18 protein-coding genes, 1 tRNA gene, 1 pseudogene and 1 riboswitch are annotated in these 20,164 nt (G+C 35.8%); of the genes and pseudogenes, 5 read left to right on the forward strand and 15 right to left on the reverse strand.

The window, feature by feature from the left end; genetic code table 11:
• Positions 1–44: 44 nt before the first annotated feature.
• The 12 genes and pseudogenes from guaC to C7K42_RS02805 all read right to left on the reverse strand — a co-directional run bounded on the left by guaC (position 45) and on the right by C7K42_RS02805 (position 12,661).
• Complete coding sequence (guaC, locus tag C7K42_RS02750) at positions 45–1,022, reverse strand: GMP reductase (protein WP_014124907.1); 978 nt, start codon at positions 1,020–1,022, stop codon at positions 45–47.
• A gap of 155 nt (positions 1,023–1,177) precedes the next feature.
• A pseudogene (locus C7K42_RS02755) lies at positions 1,178–2,092 on the reverse strand (aldo/keto reductase).
• A 14-nt stretch (positions 2,093–2,106) separates the two neighbouring features.
• A complete protein-coding gene (purB, locus tag C7K42_RS02760; protein WP_061840473.1) occupies positions 2,107–3,405 on the reverse strand; it encodes an adenylosuccinate lyase in 1,299 nt (432 codons plus the stop codon).
• Positions 3,406–3,421: 16 nt separating this feature from the next.
• Positions 3,422–4,510 (reverse strand): 5-(carboxyamino)imidazole ribonucleotide synthase, encoded by a 1,089-nt coding sequence (gene purK, locus C7K42_RS02765; protein ID WP_014124910.1) that lies wholly within the window; start codon positions 4,508–4,510, stop codon positions 3,422–3,424.
• 232 nt (positions 4,511–4,742) lie between these two features.
• Positions 4,743–5,324 carry a xanthine phosphoribosyltransferase gene (locus tag C7K42_RS02770; RefSeq protein WP_094243530.1) on the reverse strand — a complete coding sequence of 194 codons (582 nt, stop codon included), beginning with the start codon at positions 5,322–5,324 and terminating at the stop codon, positions 4,743–4,745.
• Positions 5,325–5,387: 63 nt separating this feature from the next.
• Positions 5,388–5,484, reverse strand: a riboswitch (purine riboswitch).
• A 167-nt stretch (positions 5,485–5,651) separates the two neighbouring features.
• Positions 5,652–7,154: a carbon starvation CstA family protein gene (locus tag C7K42_RS02775; RefSeq protein ID WP_103099521.1), complete on the reverse strand. Its 1,503-nt coding sequence runs from the start codon at positions 7,152–7,154 to the stop codon at positions 5,652–5,654.
• A 147-nt stretch (positions 7,155–7,301) separates the two neighbouring features.
• Positions 7,302–8,030, reverse strand: a complete 729-nt coding sequence (locus tag C7K42_RS02780) for a LytTR family transcriptional regulator DNA-binding domain-containing protein (RefSeq protein ID WP_103099520.1) — start codon at positions 8,028–8,030, stop codon at positions 7,302–7,304.
• On the reverse strand, positions 8,031–9,779 hold the full coding sequence (locus C7K42_RS02785) for a sensor histidine kinase (protein WP_103099519.1): 1,749 nt from the start codon (positions 9,777–9,779) through the stop codon (positions 8,031–8,033).
• A 236-nt stretch (positions 9,780–10,015) separates the two neighbouring features.
• Positions 10,016–10,708 carry a beta/alpha barrel domain-containing protein gene (locus C7K42_RS02790; protein ID WP_014124915.1) on the reverse strand — a complete coding sequence of 231 codons (693 nt, stop codon included), beginning with the start codon at positions 10,706–10,708 and terminating at the stop codon, positions 10,016–10,018.
• Positions 10,709–10,723: 15 nt separating this feature from the next.
• Positions 10,724–11,332, reverse strand: a complete 609-nt coding sequence (locus C7K42_RS02795) for a glycoside hydrolase family 73 protein (protein ID WP_014124916.1) — start codon at positions 11,330–11,332, stop codon at positions 10,724–10,726.
• 7 nt (positions 11,333–11,339) lie between these two features.
• The gene (locus C7K42_RS02800) at positions 11,340–12,125 is read right to left on the reverse strand and encodes a M15 family metallopeptidase (RefSeq protein ID WP_103099518.1); all 786 of its coding nucleotides are present in this window, start codon (positions 12,123–12,125) and stop codon (positions 11,340–11,342) included.
• Positions 12,126–12,148: 23 nt separating this feature from the next.
• Positions 12,149–12,661, reverse strand: a complete 513-nt coding sequence (locus tag C7K42_RS02805; protein WP_014124918.1) for a hypothetical protein — start codon at positions 12,659–12,661, stop codon at positions 12,149–12,151.
• Positions 12,662–12,797: 136 nt separating this feature from the next.
• Here C7K42_RS02805 and C7K42_RS02810 point away from each other — a divergent pair, with 136 nt between their 5' ends.
• Together C7K42_RS02810 and C7K42_RS02815 are read left to right on the forward strand one after the other, a co-directional pair.
• On the forward strand, positions 12,798–13,751 hold the full coding sequence (locus tag C7K42_RS02810) for a Gfo/Idh/MocA family protein (RefSeq protein WP_103099517.1): 954 nt from the start codon (positions 12,798–12,800) through the stop codon (positions 13,749–13,751).
• Positions 13,752–13,882: 131 nt separating this feature from the next.
• A complete protein-coding gene (locus C7K42_RS02815) occupies positions 13,883–14,482 on the forward strand; it encodes an FUSC family protein (protein ID WP_371873143.1) in 600 nt (199 codons plus the stop codon).
• Positions 14,483–14,513: 31 nt separating this feature from the next.
• Here C7K42_RS02815 and nagA read toward each other — a convergent pair whose 3' ends face one another.
• Positions 14,514–15,662, reverse strand: a complete 1,149-nt coding sequence (gene nagA / locus C7K42_RS02820) for an N-acetylglucosamine-6-phosphate deacetylase (RefSeq protein ID WP_124175385.1) — start codon at positions 15,660–15,662, stop codon at positions 14,514–14,516.
• A 239-nt stretch (positions 15,663–15,901) separates the two neighbouring features.
• Between nagA and C7K42_RS02825 the strand changes: the two genes are divergently transcribed.
• Positions 15,902–16,084, forward strand: coding sequence for a hypothetical protein (locus C7K42_RS02825; protein ID WP_014124922.1), 183 nt, complete (start codon positions 15,902–15,904; stop codon positions 16,082–16,084).
• Between the two features lie 55 nt (positions 16,085–16,139).
• On the opposite strand, the gene C7K42_RS02830 is transcribed toward C7K42_RS02825, so the two are convergent.
• The gene (locus C7K42_RS02830) at positions 16,140–17,357 is read right to left on the reverse strand and encodes a pyridoxal phosphate-dependent aminotransferase (protein ID WP_014124923.1); all 1,218 of its coding nucleotides are present in this window, start codon (positions 17,355–17,357) and stop codon (positions 16,140–16,142) included.
• Positions 17,358–17,756: 399 nt separating this feature from the next.
• Here C7K42_RS02830 and C7K42_RS02835 point away from each other — a divergent pair, with 399 nt between their 5' ends.
• Positions 17,757–18,458, forward strand: coding sequence for a hypothetical protein (locus C7K42_RS02835; protein ID WP_014124924.1), 702 nt, complete (start codon positions 17,757–17,759; stop codon positions 18,456–18,458).
• Between the two features lie 75 nt (positions 18,459–18,533).
• A tRNA-Leu gene (locus tag C7K42_RS02840) sits at positions 18,534–18,618 on the forward strand.
• A gap of 550 nt (positions 18,619–19,168) precedes the next feature.
• On the opposite strand, the gene C7K42_RS02845 is transcribed toward C7K42_RS02840, so the two are convergent.
• Positions 19,169–20,095: an aldo/keto reductase gene (locus C7K42_RS02845; protein ID WP_014124925.1), complete on the reverse strand. Its 927-nt coding sequence runs from the start codon at positions 20,093–20,095 to the stop codon at positions 19,169–19,171.
• Positions 20,096–20,164: the final 69 nt, after the last annotated feature.

Genomic DNA, 20,164 nt, shown 5'->3' on the forward strand with positions numbered 1-20,164 from the left:
TCACCTCAGCATTATTCTACCAAACAAAATAAAAACAAACCATACTAAATTGTATCCCCATTAAATATTGAATTTTTTACAATAGCATAATCTACAGTACGGATAGAATCTAGGTCTTTGCCCCCTGCATAAGAAATAGCCGATTGCAAATCTTGTTGCATTTCGTTTAAAGTATCTTGAAATGATCCTTTGTGCACGACCCAAATCTTTTTACCTTCAACATTTTTCTTCTCACCTTTTTGAAACTCAGAAGCAGAACCAAAATATTCCTTGTAAACTGTCCCATTTTCAACTTTTGTTTCACCAGGCGATTCCTCGTGTCCTGCAAATAAAGAACCGATCATAACCATAGCGGCACCAAAGCGCACGGATTTAGCGATATCCCCATGAGTACGAATACCTCCGTCAGCAATAATCGGTTTTCTAGCTGCTTTTGAACACCAACGTAGCGCAGCTAATTGCCACCCCCCTGTACCAAAACCGGTTTTTAATTTAGTGATACATACTTTTCCTGGACCGATACCAATTTTAGTCGCATCAGCTCCCGCATTTTCTAATTCACGAACAGCTTCTGGCGTTCCTACATTTCCGGCAATAACAAAGGTTTGTGGTAGATTTTTCTTGATATACTGAATCATAGCAATCACTGAATTTGAATGCCCGTGGGCAATATCAATAGTTATATAATCCGGAATAAGATTTTCTTTTGCTAACTCGTCAATAAAAGTATATTCGCCCTCTTTAACGCCGACGCTAATAGAAGTAATGAGATCTTTTTTCTTCATTCTTTTGATAAAGGGAATTCTTGCTTTTTCATCAAAACGATGCATAATATAAAAATAACCATTTTCCGCCAAATGCTGCGAAATAGATTCATCTACAATCGTTTGCATATTTGCTGGAACCACTGGCATTTTAAATGTATGTTTCCCTAAAGTAACACTGGTGTCACATTCTGAGCGGCTGTCGACGATACATTTATTAGGTATTAATTGAATATCCTCATAATCAAACACTTGCATATCAAACATCGATAACATCCTCTCGCTTTATTCGTTATTTTTTATCGAACCTCTAATAACTTAGCGTAAATGAAACTTTTTTGCAATTAAACTTTTACTTTTCTATAAACAAAACAGCCGATTGTTCGTGTTTAACGAACAATCGGCCGCTTTTTTTATGGTAAACCATTGCCAGCTGAGAGATAAAGTTGATACCAATCTTTTCGAGAGAGTTGAATTTCAGATGCTTGTGCGATCTCTTCAATTCTTTTGCTGTTCATTGTTCCTGCAATTATTTGCATATTCGCTGGATGACGTAAAACCCAGGCAGAAGCAAGTCCATTAGGCGTAGTATGATATTTTTCAGCCAACTCAGCTAATTTTTGGTTTAATTCAGGAAAGCGATCATTATTGATAAAAACTTCTTTTACTGAACTAGCTTGATAAGGAGACCATGCCTGAATAGTCATATTTTTTAAACGAGAAAATTCTAAAATTTCCCCGTCACGTTCACTTGCCTGCGTTTCTTTGCGGTTAACATATAGTCCTTCATCGATCATGCCTGTATGCATTAAACCAAATTGTAATTGATTCGCCTCAAGAGGTTGCTTGACTGTCTTTTGCAACAACTTAATCTGCATAGGATTATGATTACTTACACCAAAATGCCGGACTTTGCCTTGTGTTGCTAACTCGTCAAAAGCGGCGGCAACTTCTTCAGGTTCCATTAATGTATCAGGACGGTGCAAAAGTAGAGCGTCTAGGTAGTCAGTTTGCAGACGTTTTAAACTTCCATTGACTGCTTGTATAATGTGTTCTTAAGAAAAATCATACATTTCTCCTGGCACAATACCGCACTTTGATTGAATAAATAAATCTTCTCGCTTAATCGATGTCTTAGCCAAACTATTAGCAAACACTTGCTCACATTCGCCGCTACCGTAAATATCCGCATGGTCAAAAAACGTTATGCCATGCTCTACCGCTGTTTGCAGCACTTTTTCTGGTTCTGTTGCAGAATTCATCCGCATACAGCCTAATATTACACTAGGGACTTCAATGCCAGTTGATCCAAATTTCAGCTGTTTCATGGTCGTTTCCTCCTTTAGTTATCTAAACCTACCCGTTTAAAAATCTCATCCACATTTTTTAAATGATAACGATAATCAAAAGCCTCATCTAAGTCTTCTTGAGATAACACATTCCTAATATCGGCATCTTTTTCTAATAAAGAACGAAAATCGGTTTGCTCGTCCCATGCTTGTGCTGTTTTTGGTTGGATTAAGTCATAAGCTTCTTCACGAGTCATGCCATGATCAATTAATTTTAACAATACATGTTGACTGTAAATCAGCCCATAGGTTGCCCCCATGTTTTTTTTCATATTTTCTGGTAATACAGTAAGGTTTTCCAAAATGTTCGTAAACCGTGTCAACATATAGTCAAGTAAGATCGTTGTATCAGGTAAGATCACTCTTTCCGCTGAAGAATGAGAGATATCACGTTCATGCCATAAAGTAACATCTTCATAAGCAGTGATCACATGACCACGAATAACGCGAGCTAAACCAGCCATATTCTCAGAACCGATGGGGTTTCTTTTATGCGGCATAGCTGAAGAGCCCTTTTGCCCTTTGGAGAAAAATTCTTCAACTTCACGTGTTTCCGATTTTTGCAGACCTCGAATTTCTGTGCCGAATTTTTCAATACTGGTCGCAACTAGCGCCATACTTGCAATATATTCAGCATGCAAATCTCGTGGCAAAACTTGAGTAGAAATATCTTGTGCACGCAAGCCTAACTTCTCGCACACATATTGTTCAACAAATGGTGGTGTATTCGCAAATGTCCCTACAGCACCGCTTATTTTACCAGCTTCTACCCCACTAGCAGCATGTTCAAAACGTTCAATGTGACGTTTTACTTCTGCATACCATAAGGCAAGTTTCAAGCCAAAAGTCGTAGGTTCGGCATGAACACCATGCGTCCGCCCCATCATAACTGTATATTTATATTCTTTAGCCTTTGCAGCAATTACCTCAGCGAATTTTTTTAAATCTTGACGCAAGATTTCATTGGCTTGTTTCATTAAATAACCATAAGCTGTATCAACAACATCAGTAGAAGTAAGTCCATAGTGTATCCATTTACTTTCTTGACCTAAAGATTCAGAAACCGCTCTTGTAAAACTTACCACGTCATGTTTCGTTTGTGCTTCAATTTCTTGAATTCGAGTTATATCAAAAGAAGCCTTGTCCTTGATATTTTTCATATCTTCTTGCGGAATTTCTCCTAATTCCGTCCAAGCCTCGTCTGCTAGAATTTCAACAGCAAGCCATGCATTATAGCGATTCTCATCTGACCAAATCTTTCCCATCTCTTTACGAGTATAACGATCTAACATATTTTTCTCCTTTTACTTACAAATTCGTCGCAGCAATTTCGTTTAAAATCGCCTCAGGTGTTGCAGTTGGGATAGTAATATGTCCCATTTTGCGATTATTTACCGTTCTTTTTTTACCGTAATAATAAAAATTCCAATTCGTTTTTTCTAAAATTAATTTTAGACTGGTATTTAAAGCCTCACCTAAAATATTTACTGTCACAGCCTTACTAAATAACTGAATATCGCCTAAAGGCCAACCGCAAATGCCACGAATATGCGCGTCAAATTGACTTATATTACAAACATCAACGGAATAATTTCCAATACTATGCGGGCGCGGCGTTAACTTGGTAGTATAGATACTTCCAGAGGCTGTTAAAACCATTTCAATAGCTAAAACGCCACGCAGATTTAAAGCCTCTCCTATTTGTACGCCAATACGTTTTACCTCTTCTGCGACTTCTTTTTCTACATCAGCAGAAGCAATTGTTTCAAATAAAACGCTGTCTCGATAAATAGTTTCGACTACTGGAAAGGACGAACATTCAAAGCCGTTTCCAGCAATTAGAACAGATAATTCTTTTTTTACAGGAATTAAAGCTTCTAATACACACGTTCCTTCTCTAAGCAAATTCATAGAAGGAGCTAAATCAGACATATCCTTTAAGATATACTGTTGGTCTGTATCACGTGTCGTTTTTAGTACACAAGGAAAGCCAATACTATCAATGGCTTCTTGAATATCAGTGGGGCTAATAATTGTTTCATAGGGCGGGATAACAATATTATTTGTTTCTAAAAATGATTTTTCCATCAAACGATCTTGCGTGATCGCCAGTAAATCAGTTCCCTGTGGGACGTTGACAGAATCAATGATCGCATTTAGGCCATCCACGCTGATTTTACTTGTTTCATAAGTGATAAGATCACTTCGTTTAGCTAGTTCTTCCAAGGCAAGGACATCATCGCAATCAGCAACAATATGCCAATTTGCTAGCTGAGCAGCTGGACAATCACCTACAGGATCCAATACGCCCACATGAAAACCCATATTTTTCGCACTAATAGCCATCATTTTTCCCAGTTGTCCTCCGCCGACAATTCCAATTGTTCCACCTGGCATCAAAGGTCTGACCAAGTTGATCCCTACTTTCCATTATTGTTTCATATCTACTTTTAAATGATACCTTGAAAATCACCGAGTCGCAAGTAGTCACTAAGTAGTTAAATGAAAAATTTTATTAAAAATAAAAATGTTTAGACATTTTAAATTGAAATCGTTTAACTTTTCATTTAAAAAGAAATAACCAACTAAACAGGCTTTTTGTTTAGTTGGTTAGATAACTTCGCAACTTCTATGCATCTGCTTCTTTGAATGAAACTTTCCCGTCATCTAGTGAATCAATACGAGCTAGGGAAACAACAGGTACACCCATATCTTCTAGTAATTGCCTACCCATTTGGAAGCTTTTTTCAATCACGATACCTATGCCTTCTACTTCTGCGCCTGCTTGTTGGCACAACTCGATCAATCCTTTAGCCGCTTGTCCATTAGCTAAAAAGTCATCTACGATCAATACATGATCTTCTTCGTTTAAAAATTTTCGTGAAATAGAAATCGTACTAGCTAGCTGTTTAGTAAAAGAATAAACTGAACTAGTGAGCAATTCTTCATCCATTGTTAAGCTTTTAGCTTTCCGAGCAAAAATCATTGGCACGTTTAAACTTTGTGCAGCATATATTGCAGGAGCAATACCTGATGCTTCAATGGTTACTACCTTAGTAATTTTCTTATCAGCAAAAACTTCTGCTAACCTAGCACCAATTTTTTCCATTAATTCAGGATCTACTTGATGGGTGATAAAACGATCAACTTTTAATACACCCTCAGACAAAACATTGCCATCATGTTGTATACGGCGAACCAATTCTTCCATTTCTACTCTCCTTTTTCAATTAAAAAAAGCACCTTTTTTGAACAAAGTCAAAAAAGTGTGCAGTTAGACACATTTTTGACTTATAGTCCGATATTTACGGTATCGGGTAGAGACAGCCGTCCAATTACGGCTATATATAAGTATATAGTACTTATATATATTATGCCTTGATACAAGATAAATTACAAGCTATTGCAAAAATATTTTCTGAAAAAACTAAAAAAGTAACAAAACTACTATTTCTAGTATAAAATAAACGACAAGTATTTGTGTTTTAATCAAATACTTATCGTTTATTTTGTAATATTTAACTCATAAGACGTTTTTTTATGATTTACCTACGTCAGAGGCTTCTTTACTTTTTGTAAAACTTTTAATTGGCCATTGATCGTTTATAAATTGGCTGTTTGGTGAAAGTGCCGATTTTTGTTTCAAACCTGTACGCCAGAATAACCAAAGAATTCCTAGCGTCAAAACAACACCTAAAGTATAAGATAATGGCGTGAGTCCCATCTGTAAGCCAATCGGTTCGCTAATGATATAGACGATACAAGCATACAGCATTAAAGCCCCAGGAATAAAGGTAACGAAATAATTTCTTTCTTTCAAAAAGAGATAACGAGTAGAAACCAATAATGAGATCACCGCAGTTACCTGGTTAGCCCAGTTAAAATAGCGCCAAAGGATATTAAAATCAATTTGTGTAAGCACAAATGAAATGGCGAATAAAGGAACAGCAACCATTAAAATCTTTTTGATCTTATCTTGTTTCATGCCAATATAATCCGCCAAAATTGTTCGGCAACTTCTAAATGCTGATAAACCAGAAGAGATCGGAAGAACAATGACACCAATAATTGCAATTGTTCCTACAACATTCCCAAGCAAGTTAATAGAAACTTCATTTACAACAGCAGAAGGTGTACCTGCATTGATCATACCGTTTAATGTTTGCCCATCAAACAACGTCATCGAAGCTGCTGCCCAAATCATCGCGATGACACCTTCGCCTATCATCATACCGTAGAAAGTAAAGCGTCCTTCTTTTTCCCCTTCAGTCGTACGTGAAACCATAGGTGCTTGTGTAGCATGGAAGCCAGACAGAGCCCCACAAGAAATCGTGAAGAAAAGTGCTGGAAAAATAGCTGTTCCTTCAGGATGAAAATTATTCATTGTTTGTACGTTTATATTAGGAATACTATAACCACTAAATAATAAACTTACACCTATAGCAGCAGTACTGATAATTAAAATTGCGCCAAAAATAGGGAAAACTTTTCCTAACGCCTTATCAATTGGCAATACCGTTGATATCAAATAGTAAATAAATATTAATACTGTAATAATACCCACAGTCATCCAACTTGGCGTGATATCTGCAATTAAATTGGCGGGTGAAGATACAAACACCGTAGCAACAAGTAGTAAAAGTAACATGGCAAAAATATTTACAATGTGTTTAACTGGCTTGCCTAAATATTTACTAGCCAACTCTGGTAAATGCGCACCGTTATTACGTAATGAAATCATACCTATCATATAGTCGTGAACGCCGCCAGCAAATATACAACCTAAAACAATCCATAAATAAGCAACCGGACCATAAAGCGCACCCATAATCGGACCAAAGATAGGACCTGTACCTGCAATATTTAATAATTCAATGATGGCGTTTTTAGATTTTGACATAGGAACAAAATCATAACCATCGCGTAATGCTTTAGCTGGTGTCACGCGGTCAGGTTTGATTTGAAAGTTTTTTTCTATATAAGAACCATAGAAAATGTACCCAAGAATTAATAACCCTATTCCACCTAATAATGTTATCAATCATTTTCCCTCCTCATTTATTTAATAAAATAAGTATAAAACATGAAAGAGAAAATAAATCGTTTTCACAACGGAATGACAAAAAAGCAGGTCAACTTACACACCTGCTTTACTCAGATACATATATAAGTGTTTTTGAGAAAATTTTCACAACCCTAGCCTTTCTTTGAAACTTTTGATATAGGACCGACTCACAGGAATTTTCAGTTGATCTGTGATCGTTAACTGATAGGTATGGTTGAACCAAGGTTGAATCTCGTGAATAGCATCAATTTTAACGATAAAGGAACGATGGACTCGCATAAAACTTTCATCATCTAACTTCTGCTGCCAATAAGTTAAAGATGATTGTGTATGATAAGTTTTATCCTTAGTATAAATCTTTGTTATGCCTTTTGAGGCTTCCAGAGCCAAAATATCAGCCATATTTACCATAATAATCCGATCTTCATCCTGAATAGGTAGATTCTGTTTGGCTTGACTTTGTTCTTTTGTGACAAAAGATAAATGCTGCGATTGACCACTTTGGCGGACACGATCGACTGCTTCTTGTACTCTTTCTAGTTCAAAGGGCTTTAAGATATAATCCCTTGCGTTTTTTTCAAAAGCTTCAATAGCATATTCATCGTAAGCCGTAGCAAAAACAACGAATGGTGGATGAGGCATTTGTTTTATTTTATCTGCTAATTCTAAACCCGATTCATTCGTTAATTGAATATCGAGAAATGCCAAATCAATGGTCGTAGTCAGCAAAATTTCTAAGGCTTCTTGTACTGTGCTTACTTCCATAATAGAAGCAACGCCTTCACACTGCTTTAATAAATATTTTAACTCATTACGAGCTAAAGCTTCATCATCTACTAATAAAATGTACATTCAATCACTCTCTTTTTTCATAGGTATTAGACAAGATACAAGTGTCCCTTCTTGACTGGAGTCAAATGTAAGACAAGCTTTTTCTCCAAATAAGCTTACGAGTCGCCGATTTAAATTTTCTAAAGCAGAGCCTGTCCCTTTTTGAGAAGAAATCACCTCTTTACCTAGTTGTTGAACAATATTATCTGGCAAGCCCGTGCCATTATCTTGTACTTGAATATTTACACCATCTTCCTTTTTAGATATATTAATCCAAACATGATTATCCGTTTTTCTTGAACGAAACGCGTGCTTAAAAGCGTTTTCCACTAAGATTTGCACGATAAATGGCGGCACAACAATTTTCTCCAACCCTTCCTCTATCTCAAGATGGACGGTATAACGATCTGGAAAACGTGCTTGTTCTAAAAGTTGATAAGATTTTACCTGCTCGAGCTCTTTTTCTAAAGGAATAAGATTTTTACGTGCTCCTTGTAAGTTTGAACGGAAAAACTGGCTCAACTGTATCAATAGTTTTCTTGCTTTTTCACTATCCACGCGAATCAGCGCTGATATGGTATTGATGGCATTAAAAAAGAAATGCGGATTTACTTGCGCTTGCAAAGATTTTATTTCCGCATCTTGTAAAAGCCTAGCTTGGACCTCTGCTTCTCCTAACTCGATTTGACTAGAAAAAATATTGCCTAAACCTACAGCTAATTGTCGCTCAACAAATGTTAGTTCTTCAGCATCTGTGAAATACAGCTTCAACGTCCCCACAATCCCCCTTGCAGTTTTTAGAGGGATGACAATTGCCGCTTCAAGCAAACAACCAGGCACATCACAACCAATTTCTGCATGAGAATGTGCTTCGTTAATTTCTCCTGTGTATAAAACATCATGAGACAAGTCTGTAATTATTTTATGAGAAGGAAGGTGATGATCACTTCCTACACCTACATGCGCAAGAATTTGTTCTTTATCGGTAATACTGACCGCAGAAACTTTCATAAATTTTTTTATAATTTCCGCCGCTTTTTTACAAGATTGTTCATCTAAACCAGAACGAAAATAAGGAAGCGTAGCATTAGCTAGCTCCAACACATCGTGAGTTTGAATTGCTTTTGCTTGTAACTCTTGTCTTTGTGCCGTATGAATAATAGACAGAAAAACCGCCACGCCAAAACTGTTGATTAATGTCATAGGTAAAATAATAGAACGAACTAATTGCCAAGCACCGGTAAATGAACTACTAAATAAAAGAATACAAGCCATCTGAATCATTTCTACGCCTGCTCCCATTAGTGCACCTTTTGCGGGTAGCGGAAAGCTTTCTTTTTTAATAAATTTTTGTCCATACAAACCAGCTGCTAGGCCGATAAACAAAGAAGAAAAAACATAGACTTGCGGATCGATCCCTCCCTGATAGAAACGTACAATACCTGAAATAGCACCTACTGCAATACCTACGATTGGACCACCAGTTATTCCGGAGATGCCAATTGTGAGTGTTCTAGTATTAACTGAAGAAGCTTGCTCGGATAATTTTGCTAATAAAATGTTTGAAGAAACTTCTCCGTTCTGTATTTCAATACCACTAAAATTAGAAATAATCGCGAACAAACCAAAAATCAGAATAAGTAGCGCTTGCGTGGACCACTTCTTGCGATTGGTTAATCTTTGTTTGAAAGAAGGCATATTTAATAATAAATAAGCGATCAGTATAATAAGACCCACACGTTCAAAAAGCAAAATAAATAAGGAAAACATTTTTACCTCCTGTTCACTTTCTTTATTATATTAATTATAGTGCTTCAGACGACTTGCGTCTATGCCCCTAATCTTTTTCTTACTAACTACTTAAGGGCGCTTTTAATGAGCTTAATTAGCATTTATTTAAAACACAAGTCGCAATCGTAATCAGATCTTATACAAAACTTAACGATACACAAATAGATACCCTTTTGACCAAGCAAAAAGGGTATCTATTTTCATCATACTTTAAATCAATATAACTTTTTATATTTTTCTAATTCTTGTTGTCGATATAGATCCATCTTTTTACTGAACAATTCCCCATTAGAAGGCGGCGTATAAGTAATTGCATTAGCTCCGGCTTGAATAGTCGCCCGAATACTTTCATCTGTTGGACCGCCAGTAGCCATAATCGGCAATTCTGGATAGAGTTTACGAAAATAAGCGACAACTTCTGGCGTGTTCCTTCCAGCGCTGATGTTAATAATTTTTACACCACTTTCCAGCTTTTCTTCTATCAAAGAATAAGCGCTAGTCACAGTACAAACAACTGGAATATCGACAATTTTACAAACCTCCTCTACCGTATCAACTGGCGTGGGGCCATTCAGCACCACACCTATAGACCCCTGTGATTCTGCAAAAAGACTCATATAGTTGGCTCTGATACCTTGTGTTAAACCACCACCAACACCGGAGAAAACAGGGATATCAGCTGCCTCAATAATACTTTTTGTAATCGCTGGGTGGGGGGTAAAAGGATAAACTGCAATTACAGCATTAGCGTTCGTATTGCGAATAATCGCAATATCTGTTGTATAAATAATCGATCGAATTTTCTTACCAAAAACAATAATCCCGCTTGCCTCTTGAATCGCTTCAGGTACTTTCACAATATCTTTTCTCAATTCAGTAGTGATATTGGGGATAAATTGATCGCTCATTTTAAACCAACTCCTCTAGTCATATTGGTCTAACTGATAGGTTTCAATCACTTCGATGACTTTATCAGCATAACCAGGATCTGTCGCATAGCCATCTTCTTGTAATGCTTCAGCAGCTTCTTGATAATTTTGCGCTGTTAATACAGCTTCATATTTTTGCGGATTCCAGTCAACACCGTTTACAAATAACATCGTATGATCATCCATAGAATCTTCCCAAGAATGATATACACGAAAGTCTCCTTCGATAGTGATCCATTGCTCATTTACATACTCTTTTGTTTCAAGATTCACCTTGTTTTGGTTTCCATAGGCTTTGATGCCAAATAAATTATTATACTCATGAGCTAATTGACTACTTCCCCAGTTAGATTCCAATGCTGCTTGGCTGATAATAATACTAGGGAGAATACCATATCCTTCTTGTAATTCTTCTGCATGTGGGCGTAGACGGTCAATAAACTCCTGTTTTGTCATATCCTCATTTTCCTGATGAACAAGTGGGCTATTATTGTTCACAGGGTCTGATAAACTCATCAAGGAAAAAACAAACCCTACTAAAATCAAGAGAAAACCCACAATTATCGCGGGCATTTTAAGTTGATTTTTCTTCTTTCTTGCCATACACAACCTACTTTTCATTTAATTGATCAAGATATTCTTCTAACGTCAGCTCGTGTTCTTCTATATATTTGGCGTTCTTTTTACCGACATAACGAAAATGCCAGGGTTCATAACTAATCTTAGTGATTTCTTCTTTGCCTTTAGGGTAACGTAAAATAAATCCATAGTCACTTGCATGATCAGCTAACCATTTAGCGCTGTCTTCTTTACCAAAATCTTCAGACAAAACCTCATCTGAATAGGATTGTTGCCAATTTTCATCTACAATGTCCAAAGCCAGACCCGTGTGATGTTCACTATGTTTAGGTTCAGTAGAGGTTTCTTTTGTTTTAGCTTCTGCCTCTTTTTCATCCATTCCCTGATTTTCAAACTGTGCAACACGTGTATCAAAAACTTGTTTTTGATAGTCTATCGAACGATAAGCTGAAATAATAACCAAAGGATAACCTGCTTCTTGTGCAGCTTCACTAAACTCTTGATAAGGTTCTATCACTCGTTTGTCCAATTGCATGTTTGTATTTGGAATATCTGCGATTTTATCAGCGGAGATGTCTTTTTCTAAAGCATCATCTGGACCCACTAAAATAAGCGACCAATCGTCAACTGAAGAATCAGGCAAGTCATCATTTTTACTGTTTTGTGTTTGACCTTCCTCAGTTTTACTAGTTGAATCTTTTGCAACAGTTTCTTGTTCGCCAGGTTCTTCAAATGGTTTTGTTACAAAGCGATTAATACCATAGATTAAAAAAACAACAACGATACTCAATATAATGATTTTTAAATAACGCTTCAAAAAAGTTAGACACCTCCTTACTATTAAGAATTATAAGTTTCTTCTAATTTATCATTTACCCAATCTAATAACGCAACTTGTTCATTATCGATCTGTTGTTGAATATAAGCGGGTAAACGGAAATTGATAATATCATCAAAACCCCACTCACCATAATGAATAGTCACCCGCATGTCAAGATACTGTCCATAATTATTTTCTTCTTTTGTATCGAGAATTTCCACCGTCGCAAGACCGATATTGAGCCATTGTCTTGCAATCTTAGTTTTCATGCGACGAAATTCAGAAACAGCAATCATTCTTTTTTCCGGATAAATAATGGTTTGGCGCAAGACTTTTTGCAGTAACATCCACTCATAGTCACTAAAAAGATTTTTGATTTTTTGCATTTCTTCAGGAGATAAATTACCTCGACCTTTTTTCCAATTTTGCCATCTATAGGGTGAAACGCCTAAGCGGTCTTCATAAAACGCTTCTTCAGAACCATAATTTTCAATAATTGTACTAATGATCAAATCAATATATATATCATTCATTGTAAATTCCTCCTATTCATATTTTACTGAAAATATCCCATAAATAAAAACTTTTTATTCTAACATTTAGTCAATTTTATCATCTATCTGTTATACTAGGTAATAAAATGAAAAAATGTAAATAAGGAGAGATAATATGCAAAATTATCAATGGGGAATCATAGGAACAGGAGATATCGCCCATCAATTTGCTAAAAACTTTAAAAGTACAGAAAGTAGTATCACAGGCGTTGCTGCTAGAGATTTTGAAAAAACAAAAGCCTTTGCAAAAGAGTATTCAGTCTCTAGTGCTTACGAAACAGTTGAAGAAATGTTAGATAATCCAGACATTAATATGGTATATATCGCAGTGCCAAATAATATCCATCACTACTATATCACAAAAGCTTTACAAAAAGAAAAGCATGTTTTATGTGAAAAAGCAATGACAATGACTAGCGCTGAACTACAAGAAGAAACAGACCTGGCAAATGAAAATAACCTCGTTTTACAAGAAGCAATGACAATTTTTAATATGCCATTATACCAAAAATTAAAAGAAATCGCCGACTCAGGTGAACTAGGAAAATTAAAAATGATCCAAGCGCCTTTTGGTAGTTACAAAGAGCCAAATCCTAACAATCGTTTCTTTAACCCAGATTTAGCTGGAGGCGCTTTATTAGATATAGGTACTTATGCTGTTTCTTTTGCCCGTTTTTTCCTAAGTTCAGCGCCCACTGTAACATATAGCGAAATGATTCCTTTTGAAACGGGTGTAGATGAAGCGTCGATGACAATTTTGAAAAATGACCATAACGAAATGGCTTCTGTAAATCTGTCTTTCCAAGCAAAAATGCCTAAAAAGGGAATTATTGCTTATGAAAAAGGATATATTACGATTGACGAGTATCCTAGAGCTGAACAAGCTGAAATTACCTATCGCACGGGGGAAACGCAAACCGTTGAAGCTGGAAACGCAAAAGATGCCTTAAATTATGAAGTACAAAATATGATAGACACTATTAAGGGAAATGAGAATACAACACTTCCACTGACAACTGACGTTATTCAAGTCTTAGATGAAATGCGTAGTTTTTGGGAAGCTCAATAAACCAAAGCTCCAGGAATTTCCCTGGGGTTTCTCGTATTTTCTTTTTGCTATTTATCCATTGTCTAGCACTGGAAAAAATACCTAAAATTGAGTAAAATATGTTTATAGGGAGGAGCACCAATACTATGCATATCGGTATCGGTCGGTTTAGGCTTGGAATGAGGACATTCAAAACTGCTTTATCTGTGGTAGTGTGTGTTTTGCTTTTTCATGTTCTTGGTCGGGATAATCCGTTGATCGCAACAATCGCAGCTGTTGTTTCTTTGCGGCAAGATATGACATCGACTGTTAGTATAGGAAAAGAACGTATTTTAGGTAATACAGTGGGCAGTGTTGCTGCTATGATTTATCTTGTGGTACAACACTTTTTCCCACACACATTGTTTTTACGGCTAGTCTTGTTACCTATATTAGTCGCTATAGTGGTTATTTTTCAAGATGGAATTGACAACAATTCTGGCATCATTACCGGTATTGCTACTTTTATCTTGATTACCTTAAGTACACCTCAAGCAGAATCAGTTATTGTAGCGCTCGATCGGATTGTTGATACCTTTATTGGCGTTGGCGTTGCTATCTTTTTAAATATTGTTATAAAGCCACCAGAAACAGAAGAACAAAGAGAAATAGAAAACGACTTAACAAAGTTAAAAGAACAAGAACAAGCGTTGCAAAATGAATTATCGCAAATACATGACAGAATAAAGGATGAGGAAAAAAAAGACAAGTGAAGCAAAAACTCACTTGTCTTTTTTATTGAATTTAAGCATGATATCTTTCTTGTCCATCCAAATAAGTAGCACTCAAGGTCATATCTGGATTTAAAACAATAAAGTCCGCAGCTCTACCTTTTTTAATTCTTCCACAGCTATCATCAATATTTGAGCTAATTGCTGGAACCAAGCTTCCCATTGTAATTGCCTGCTCTGGTGTGGCAATGTTCCAATCTACAACGTTTTTCACACCCTCTTTTAGCTTCAAAATACTTCCAGCTAAGTTTCCTTCTTTCATTCTAGCTGTACCATCTTTAACAACTACTGGAAATTCTCCTAGAATATAATCGCCGTCTGGCATTCCTCCAGCCATCATACAATCTGTAATTAAAGAAACACGATTATAGCCCATTTTTTGAATAAGCAATTCTGCTGCTTTAGGATGAACATGATAGCCATCGCAAATCAGTTCAGCATACACATCGTTTAATGTTAACAAGGCACCTACCATCCCAGGTTCACGATGATTCAAACCACTCATGCCATTATAAGCATGGACAAAAACATCAGCGCCTGCTTCAACCGCAGAAGATGCTTGTTGAAAAGTAGCACTACTGTGGCCCAAAGATACAACCACATCTTCATCACTGACTTGTTTAACGAAATCTTCTACACCATCTCTTTCGGGCGCAAGCGCGATCTTTTTAATAATACTTCCAGAAGCTTCTTGCCATTCATGAAAAGTATCAGTATCCGGATCACTAAAGTAAGCAGGATTTTGTGCGCCTTTGTGTTCTTCCGTAAAAAAAGGACCTTCAAAATAAATCCCTTGAATTTTAGCTCCTTTTTCGCTACCTTTTACCTCTCCTAACATTTTAGCTACATCTTTTAAATGTTTTCTACTTGAAGTTAAGGTTGTTGGTAAAAAGGAAGTCACGCCACAAGAAAGTAGCCCTTCTGAAATTTCATTCATTCCTTGTGCATCATTATCCATCACATCATGATTTTTGAAGCCGTGAATATGTGTATCAACTAAACCAGGTGCGATCCATTTACCACTTTGGTCAATAATATTTACTTTTTCGTCGGGAAGTGTTTTATAGTATTGTCCAAATTTTCCATCTACAATTTCTAAATAACCCTTATCTTCAACATGGGACGCGAAAAAAAACCTATCTGCTGCTAGAAATTCTCTCATTTTAATCTCTCCTCGTTTGCTTCTTTTCCTACAATTAACCTACGCTAATTTTATAGTAAAGTCAAGAATGGTCTACACCGTTTTTTCCCCATGAAATAATCCTTGCATCATAGAAAAAATAATAGTATAGTCTAGCAAGAGGATTTGGCAATGCTTAATTTGTCTGCCCTTAAAACAAGCCTAAAAGTATCATCCAGGTATTTTTACTTGACTCAACTAATTAGATAGGAGCCGATGATATGGTAGAAAATACAACAGTAACATTTGAGTGGGAAAACACCACCTTATCTGGTCAGGTTTCAAAAGAATATGAAAATTCATATTTAGTTGAAATTGACAACCCAACTAAAGAAATCGCTGATAGTTATAATGGCCGAATGGTTGTTAGTAAAAAAGCATGTAAAATCAAAGAAGACAATTAAAGGCAAAAATACTACGCTCACATACATCACTTTGGGTATATGAGCGTAGTATTTTTTATTTTTGCTTATAAGTAGCCAAGAACTCTTTCATTTTCTCTGTCGTTAATTTTAAATCATCTAAATTAGGCAGATAAACAATTCGGAAATGATCAGGCTGTTGCCAATTAAAACCACCGCCATGAACTAATAAAACATGATATTCGTGTAAAAAGTCCAATACAAACTGTTCATCATCCAAGATATTAAAACGCTTGGTATCAATTTTAGGAAAAATATAAAAAGCTGCTTTAGGCTTAACGGCTGAAAGGCCTTCTATACTATTAATCGCATTATAAATATACTCTCGTTGCTCATAAATTCGCCCACCAGGAAGTAGTAGTTCATCAACACTTTGATATCCGCCTAATGCTGTTTGGATAATTTGTTGTGATAAAACATTTGAACATAAACGCATAGACGAAAGCATATTTAAGCCTTCAATATAGTCTTTGATATGAGATTTGTCCCCACTGATTACCATCCAACCTACACGAAAACCAGCTACACGATGAGATTTCGACAAACCACTAAAGGTCACAATCGGACGATCCGGTGCTAAAGTTGCAATGGGAATATGTTTATATTCATCCATGACTAAACGATCATAAATTTCATCAGAAAAGATAATCAGATCAAATTCCCTAGCGATTTGAACAACGCCTTCTAAAACTTCCTTAGGATAAACTGCTCCTGTTGGATTGTTAGGATTGATCAAAACAATCGCTTTTGTTTTACTAGTTACTTTAGAACGAATATCATCTATATCCGGATTCCATTCACTGGCCTCATCACAGATATAATGAACGGGCTTTCCACCTGCTAAAGATACTGAAGCTGTCCACAAAGGATAATCTGGCATAGGTACAAGTACTTCGTCTCCATTATTACAAAGCCCTTGCATTGACATTGTAATCAGTTCACTAACACCGTTACCAGTATAGATGTCATTAATTGAAACTTCAGGAAAATCACGTAATTGACAGTACTGTTCAATCGCTTTTCTTGCTGAAAAAACACCCTTTGAATCAGAATACCCTTCTGATTCTCGTACATTCATAATTAAGTCGCGAACCACTTCATTCGGAGCTTCAAATCCAAAAGTCGCAGGATTACCAGTATTTAATTTTAAAATACTAACCCCTTCTTCTTGCATACGATCCGCTTCTTCTACCACCGGTCCTCTTACATCGTAACTGACACCTTCAAGTTTACCGGATTTTTCAAAATCTCTCATAAGCCTTCCTCTTTCCAGAAATCCTTTGTTTATAACAAAAGATAGAATAAGATTTCAAGACTATATTATAGCAAAAAACTTTTAAAAAACGTAGAAAGAAATCTTAATTTTGAAAAATTTATAATCCACAAATATAAGAAGCCATTATAAAACGAAGTATACTCAAAGCTCATTTCTATTTGTCAGGCGCCGCGCCGTCAATCATTTGTTTTTTTATTAGCTAAACTCTTATCTACCAAGACTTCTCCCTCGAGTTAGCATTTATAAAATAAAATTACTTTCACTTATACTAAAATAATTTAGCCTTGTCACTGTAACTAACTCGGCGATAAGAAGTCTGTTATCGCCTTGTTTTTTATGGTATGATGAAGAAAAAATACGAATAAGGGAATGAATTTCATGAAAGATATTAATCAAATTAAGCGAAAACATTCTCGTTTTCCTGCTTTCTCCGATGAGACAGGTGTTAAACTTCAATCTGAAAAAAATCATCCATCATTTTCAAATGATGAACCTTGGATCCTAACCGAGGATAATGATGCACCGCTAACGAAAACATTGTTGAAACAAAATAAGAAAAAAAGAGGGATCCGCCGTTCCAAAAAAGTTAGCCAAGAAAAAACCGGTCTGACTAAATATGAAGAAAATGAACTAAAAGAACATAAAAAGCATCTACCCGATTATTCTGCTAAGCATAATTCTTCTTTTGGAAGCACGTATACACACGCAACTGCAAAAAATGAAAGTCCGACTGATTCTTTGCAAAGAAAAAATAATCGAAGGTCCTATTTTGCTTCTAAATACGTGCCAGCGACAGAGGCCAACAATAAAAATGAACATAAGAAGTCAGAAAAAGAGCTTTTAAATTCGTTGAAAAAATCTCAAGAGGATTATTTGATGTTTGAGACTGATGATACTAATCTTAAGTCAAAAGATAACAGTGATGTGCGTATTCATAAGTATGATCAAAATGAGTTATCTAATAGAGAACAAACGAAGGCAAAAAATAAAAAGGCGGGTATACTTAATCGTTCACTCAAGGGTATGATTGAGGAAGATACAAATGATCTGAAAGAAAATGGATACTTTCGAGAAGGGTAAATGAATGAAAAAACGCTCATTTTTTATTTATTATTGACAAAAATATACATATTGATATAATAATTTTTGTCGATTGCGGATGTGTTGGAATTGGTAGACAAGCAAGATTAAGGATCTTGTGGGCATATCGCTCGTGTGGGTTCGAGTCCCACCATCCGCATTGTTTGGATAGAAGTAGCTAGACCTATGATGTCTAGCTACTTTTTTATCTATATTTAGTTTTATAGCCCTTTCTCCTATAAATTCTTTATACCAAAGTAGCTAGATTTCTGAATTTTAGAGTTAGTCTGCTAAAGTAGCTTTAGTTTTTTCGAAATCTTGAGCTAGTCTGGCAAAATAGCTTTAGTTTTCTTAAAATTTAGAGCTAGTCTGGCAAAGTAGTTCTAGTTTTCTTAAAATTTAGAGCTAGTCCGACAAAGTAGCTTTAGTTTTTCCGAAATCTTGAGTTAGTCTGGCAAAGTAGCTCTAGTTTTTCCGAAATCTTGAGTTAGTCTGGCAAAGTAGTTCTAGTTTTTCCGAAATCTTGAGTTAGTCTGACAAAGTAGCTCTAGTTTTTCCGAAATCTTGAGTTAGTTTGGCAAAGTAGTTCTAGTTTTTTAAATTCTAGAATCATTTTTTTAAGAAAAGTGGTGATCGACAATAATTCTTGTGGAAACAATATAAAAAAAGCTTTACAAAGGAAAATTCTCTCCCTTTGTAAAGCTTTTGTTTTAGGCAAATATTTTATCAATCTTTTGTACTTCTTCATCTGTCAATTGAACATTTAAGGTTTGTAAATTGCTATCTACTTGTTCTTCGCGTTTAGCACCAGGGATAATAGCATCGATAACATCTACCTGTAAGTAAAACGCCAATACAATATTGGCAACTGAGGTATTTTTTACTTCCGCTATTTCTTTCAGCTGATTTACTTTTTGGACGTTATCTTGGAACTTATCACCTTGAAAGTCTTCTTGGCCACCACGTAAATCTCCTTCAGGAAATGTTTCATTGCCGTTGTACTTACCAGTTAAAAGTCCTGATTGGAATGGGAAGTAAGGAACAAATGAAATGTTATTTTCCCGTAAGTAAGGGAATAGATCATTTTCCGGTTCACGATGCAATAGGTTATAATAACCTTCAAATACATCGACATCTCCGTTCTTATTAGCTTCTTTTAATTGATCCAGCGAAAAGTTAGAAACACCAATTGAACGAATCAAACCTTCATCTTTTAATTCTTTTAAAGCTTGAACTGCTTCATCCTTAGGCGTGTTTTCATCAGGAAAATGAATATAAAATAGATCGATATAATCTGTTTGCAGCCGTTTTAAAGATTTTCTTACACACTCTTTTAAGAATTCAGGTGAGTTATCAATATTTTCTCCGTTTTGTGCTCCTTTAGAAGCAATAACTAATTGGTCTCGATTACCTAACTCTTTAACAACTTCACCTATCAACTCTTCAGAGCGTCCTAGGCCATAAACGTAAGCTGTATCCAAAAAGTCAATGCCAGAATTAATGACATATTTTAGTAATTTTTTATTTTCCTCTTCATCTAAATTAGGATATAAATTGTGACCTCCAATTGCGTTAGCGCCAAAACCAATTGGATTAACATTTAAGCCGGAATTTCCTAGTGCTACTTTTGTTGCCATCTTTACATTCCTCCTCTTATTTATCATATAACCATCTTAAATCACAAACTTTCTTTTATCAAAAATTTA

Source organism: Tetragenococcus halophilus subsp. halophilus DSM 20339 (assembly GCF_003841405.1).
In the GTDB taxonomy this organism is placed as follows: domain Bacteria; phylum Bacillota; class Bacilli; order Lactobacillales; family Enterococcaceae; genus Tetragenococcus; species Tetragenococcus halophilus.

What these genes read in the sequence shown, in the direction of transcription:
- C7K42_RS02785 (WP_103099519.1), bottom strand. Translation starts at nt 9,779, where the DNA reads ATGTTTTCCTTATTTATTTTGCTTTTTGAACGTGTGGGTCTTATTATA.
- C7K42_RS02790 (WP_014124915.1), bottom strand. Translation starts at nt 10,708, where the DNA reads ATGAGCGATCAATTTATCCCCAATATCACTACTGAATTGAGAAAAGAT.
- C7K42_RS02825 (WP_014124922.1), top strand. Translation starts at nt 15,902, where the DNA reads ATGGTAGAAAATACAACAGTAACATTTGAGTGGGAAAACACCACCTTA.
- C7K42_RS02845 (WP_014124925.1), bottom strand. Translation starts at nt 20,095, where the DNA reads ATGGCAACAAAAGTAGCACTAGGAAATTCCGGCTTAAATGTTAATCCA.
- C7K42_RS02835 (WP_014124924.1), top strand. Translation starts at nt 17,757, where the DNA reads ATGAAAGATATTAATCAAATTAAGCGAAAACATTCTCGTTTTCCTGCT.
- purB (WP_061840473.1), bottom strand. Translation starts at nt 3,405, where the DNA reads ATGTTAGATCGTTATACTCGTAAAGAGATGGGAAAGATTTGGTCAGAT.
- C7K42_RS02770 (WP_094243530.1), bottom strand. Translation starts at nt 5,324, where the DNA reads ATGGAAGAATTGGTTCGCCGTATACAACATGATGGCAATGTTTTGTCT.
- nagA (WP_124175385.1), bottom strand. Translation starts at nt 15,662, where the DNA reads ATGAGAGAATTTCTAGCAGCAGATAGGTTTTTTTTCGCGTCCCATGTT.
- C7K42_RS02795 (WP_014124916.1), bottom strand. Translation starts at nt 11,332, where the DNA reads ATGGCAAGAAAGAAGAAAAATCAACTTAAAATGCCCGCGATAATTGTG.
- guaC (WP_014124907.1), bottom strand. Translation starts at nt 1,022, where the DNA reads ATGCAAGTGTTTGATTATGAGGATATTCAATTAATACCTAATAAATGT.
- C7K42_RS02810 (WP_103099517.1), top strand. Translation starts at nt 12,798, where the DNA reads ATGCAAAATTATCAATGGGGAATCATAGGAACAGGAGATATCGCCCAT.
- C7K42_RS02780 (WP_103099520.1), bottom strand. Translation starts at nt 8,030, where the DNA reads ATGTACATTTTATTAGTAGATGATGAAGCTTTAGCTCGTAATGAGTTA.
- C7K42_RS02830 (WP_014124923.1), bottom strand. Translation starts at nt 17,357, where the DNA reads ATGAGAGATTTTGAAAAATCCGGTAAACTTGAAGGTGTCAGTTACGAT.
- purK (WP_014124910.1), bottom strand. Translation starts at nt 4,510, where the DNA reads ATGCCAGGTGGAACAATTGGAATTGTCGGCGGAGGACAACTGGGAAAA.
- C7K42_RS02805 (WP_014124918.1), bottom strand. Translation starts at nt 12,661, where the DNA reads ATGAATGATATATATATTGATTTGATCATTAGTACAATTATTGAAAAT.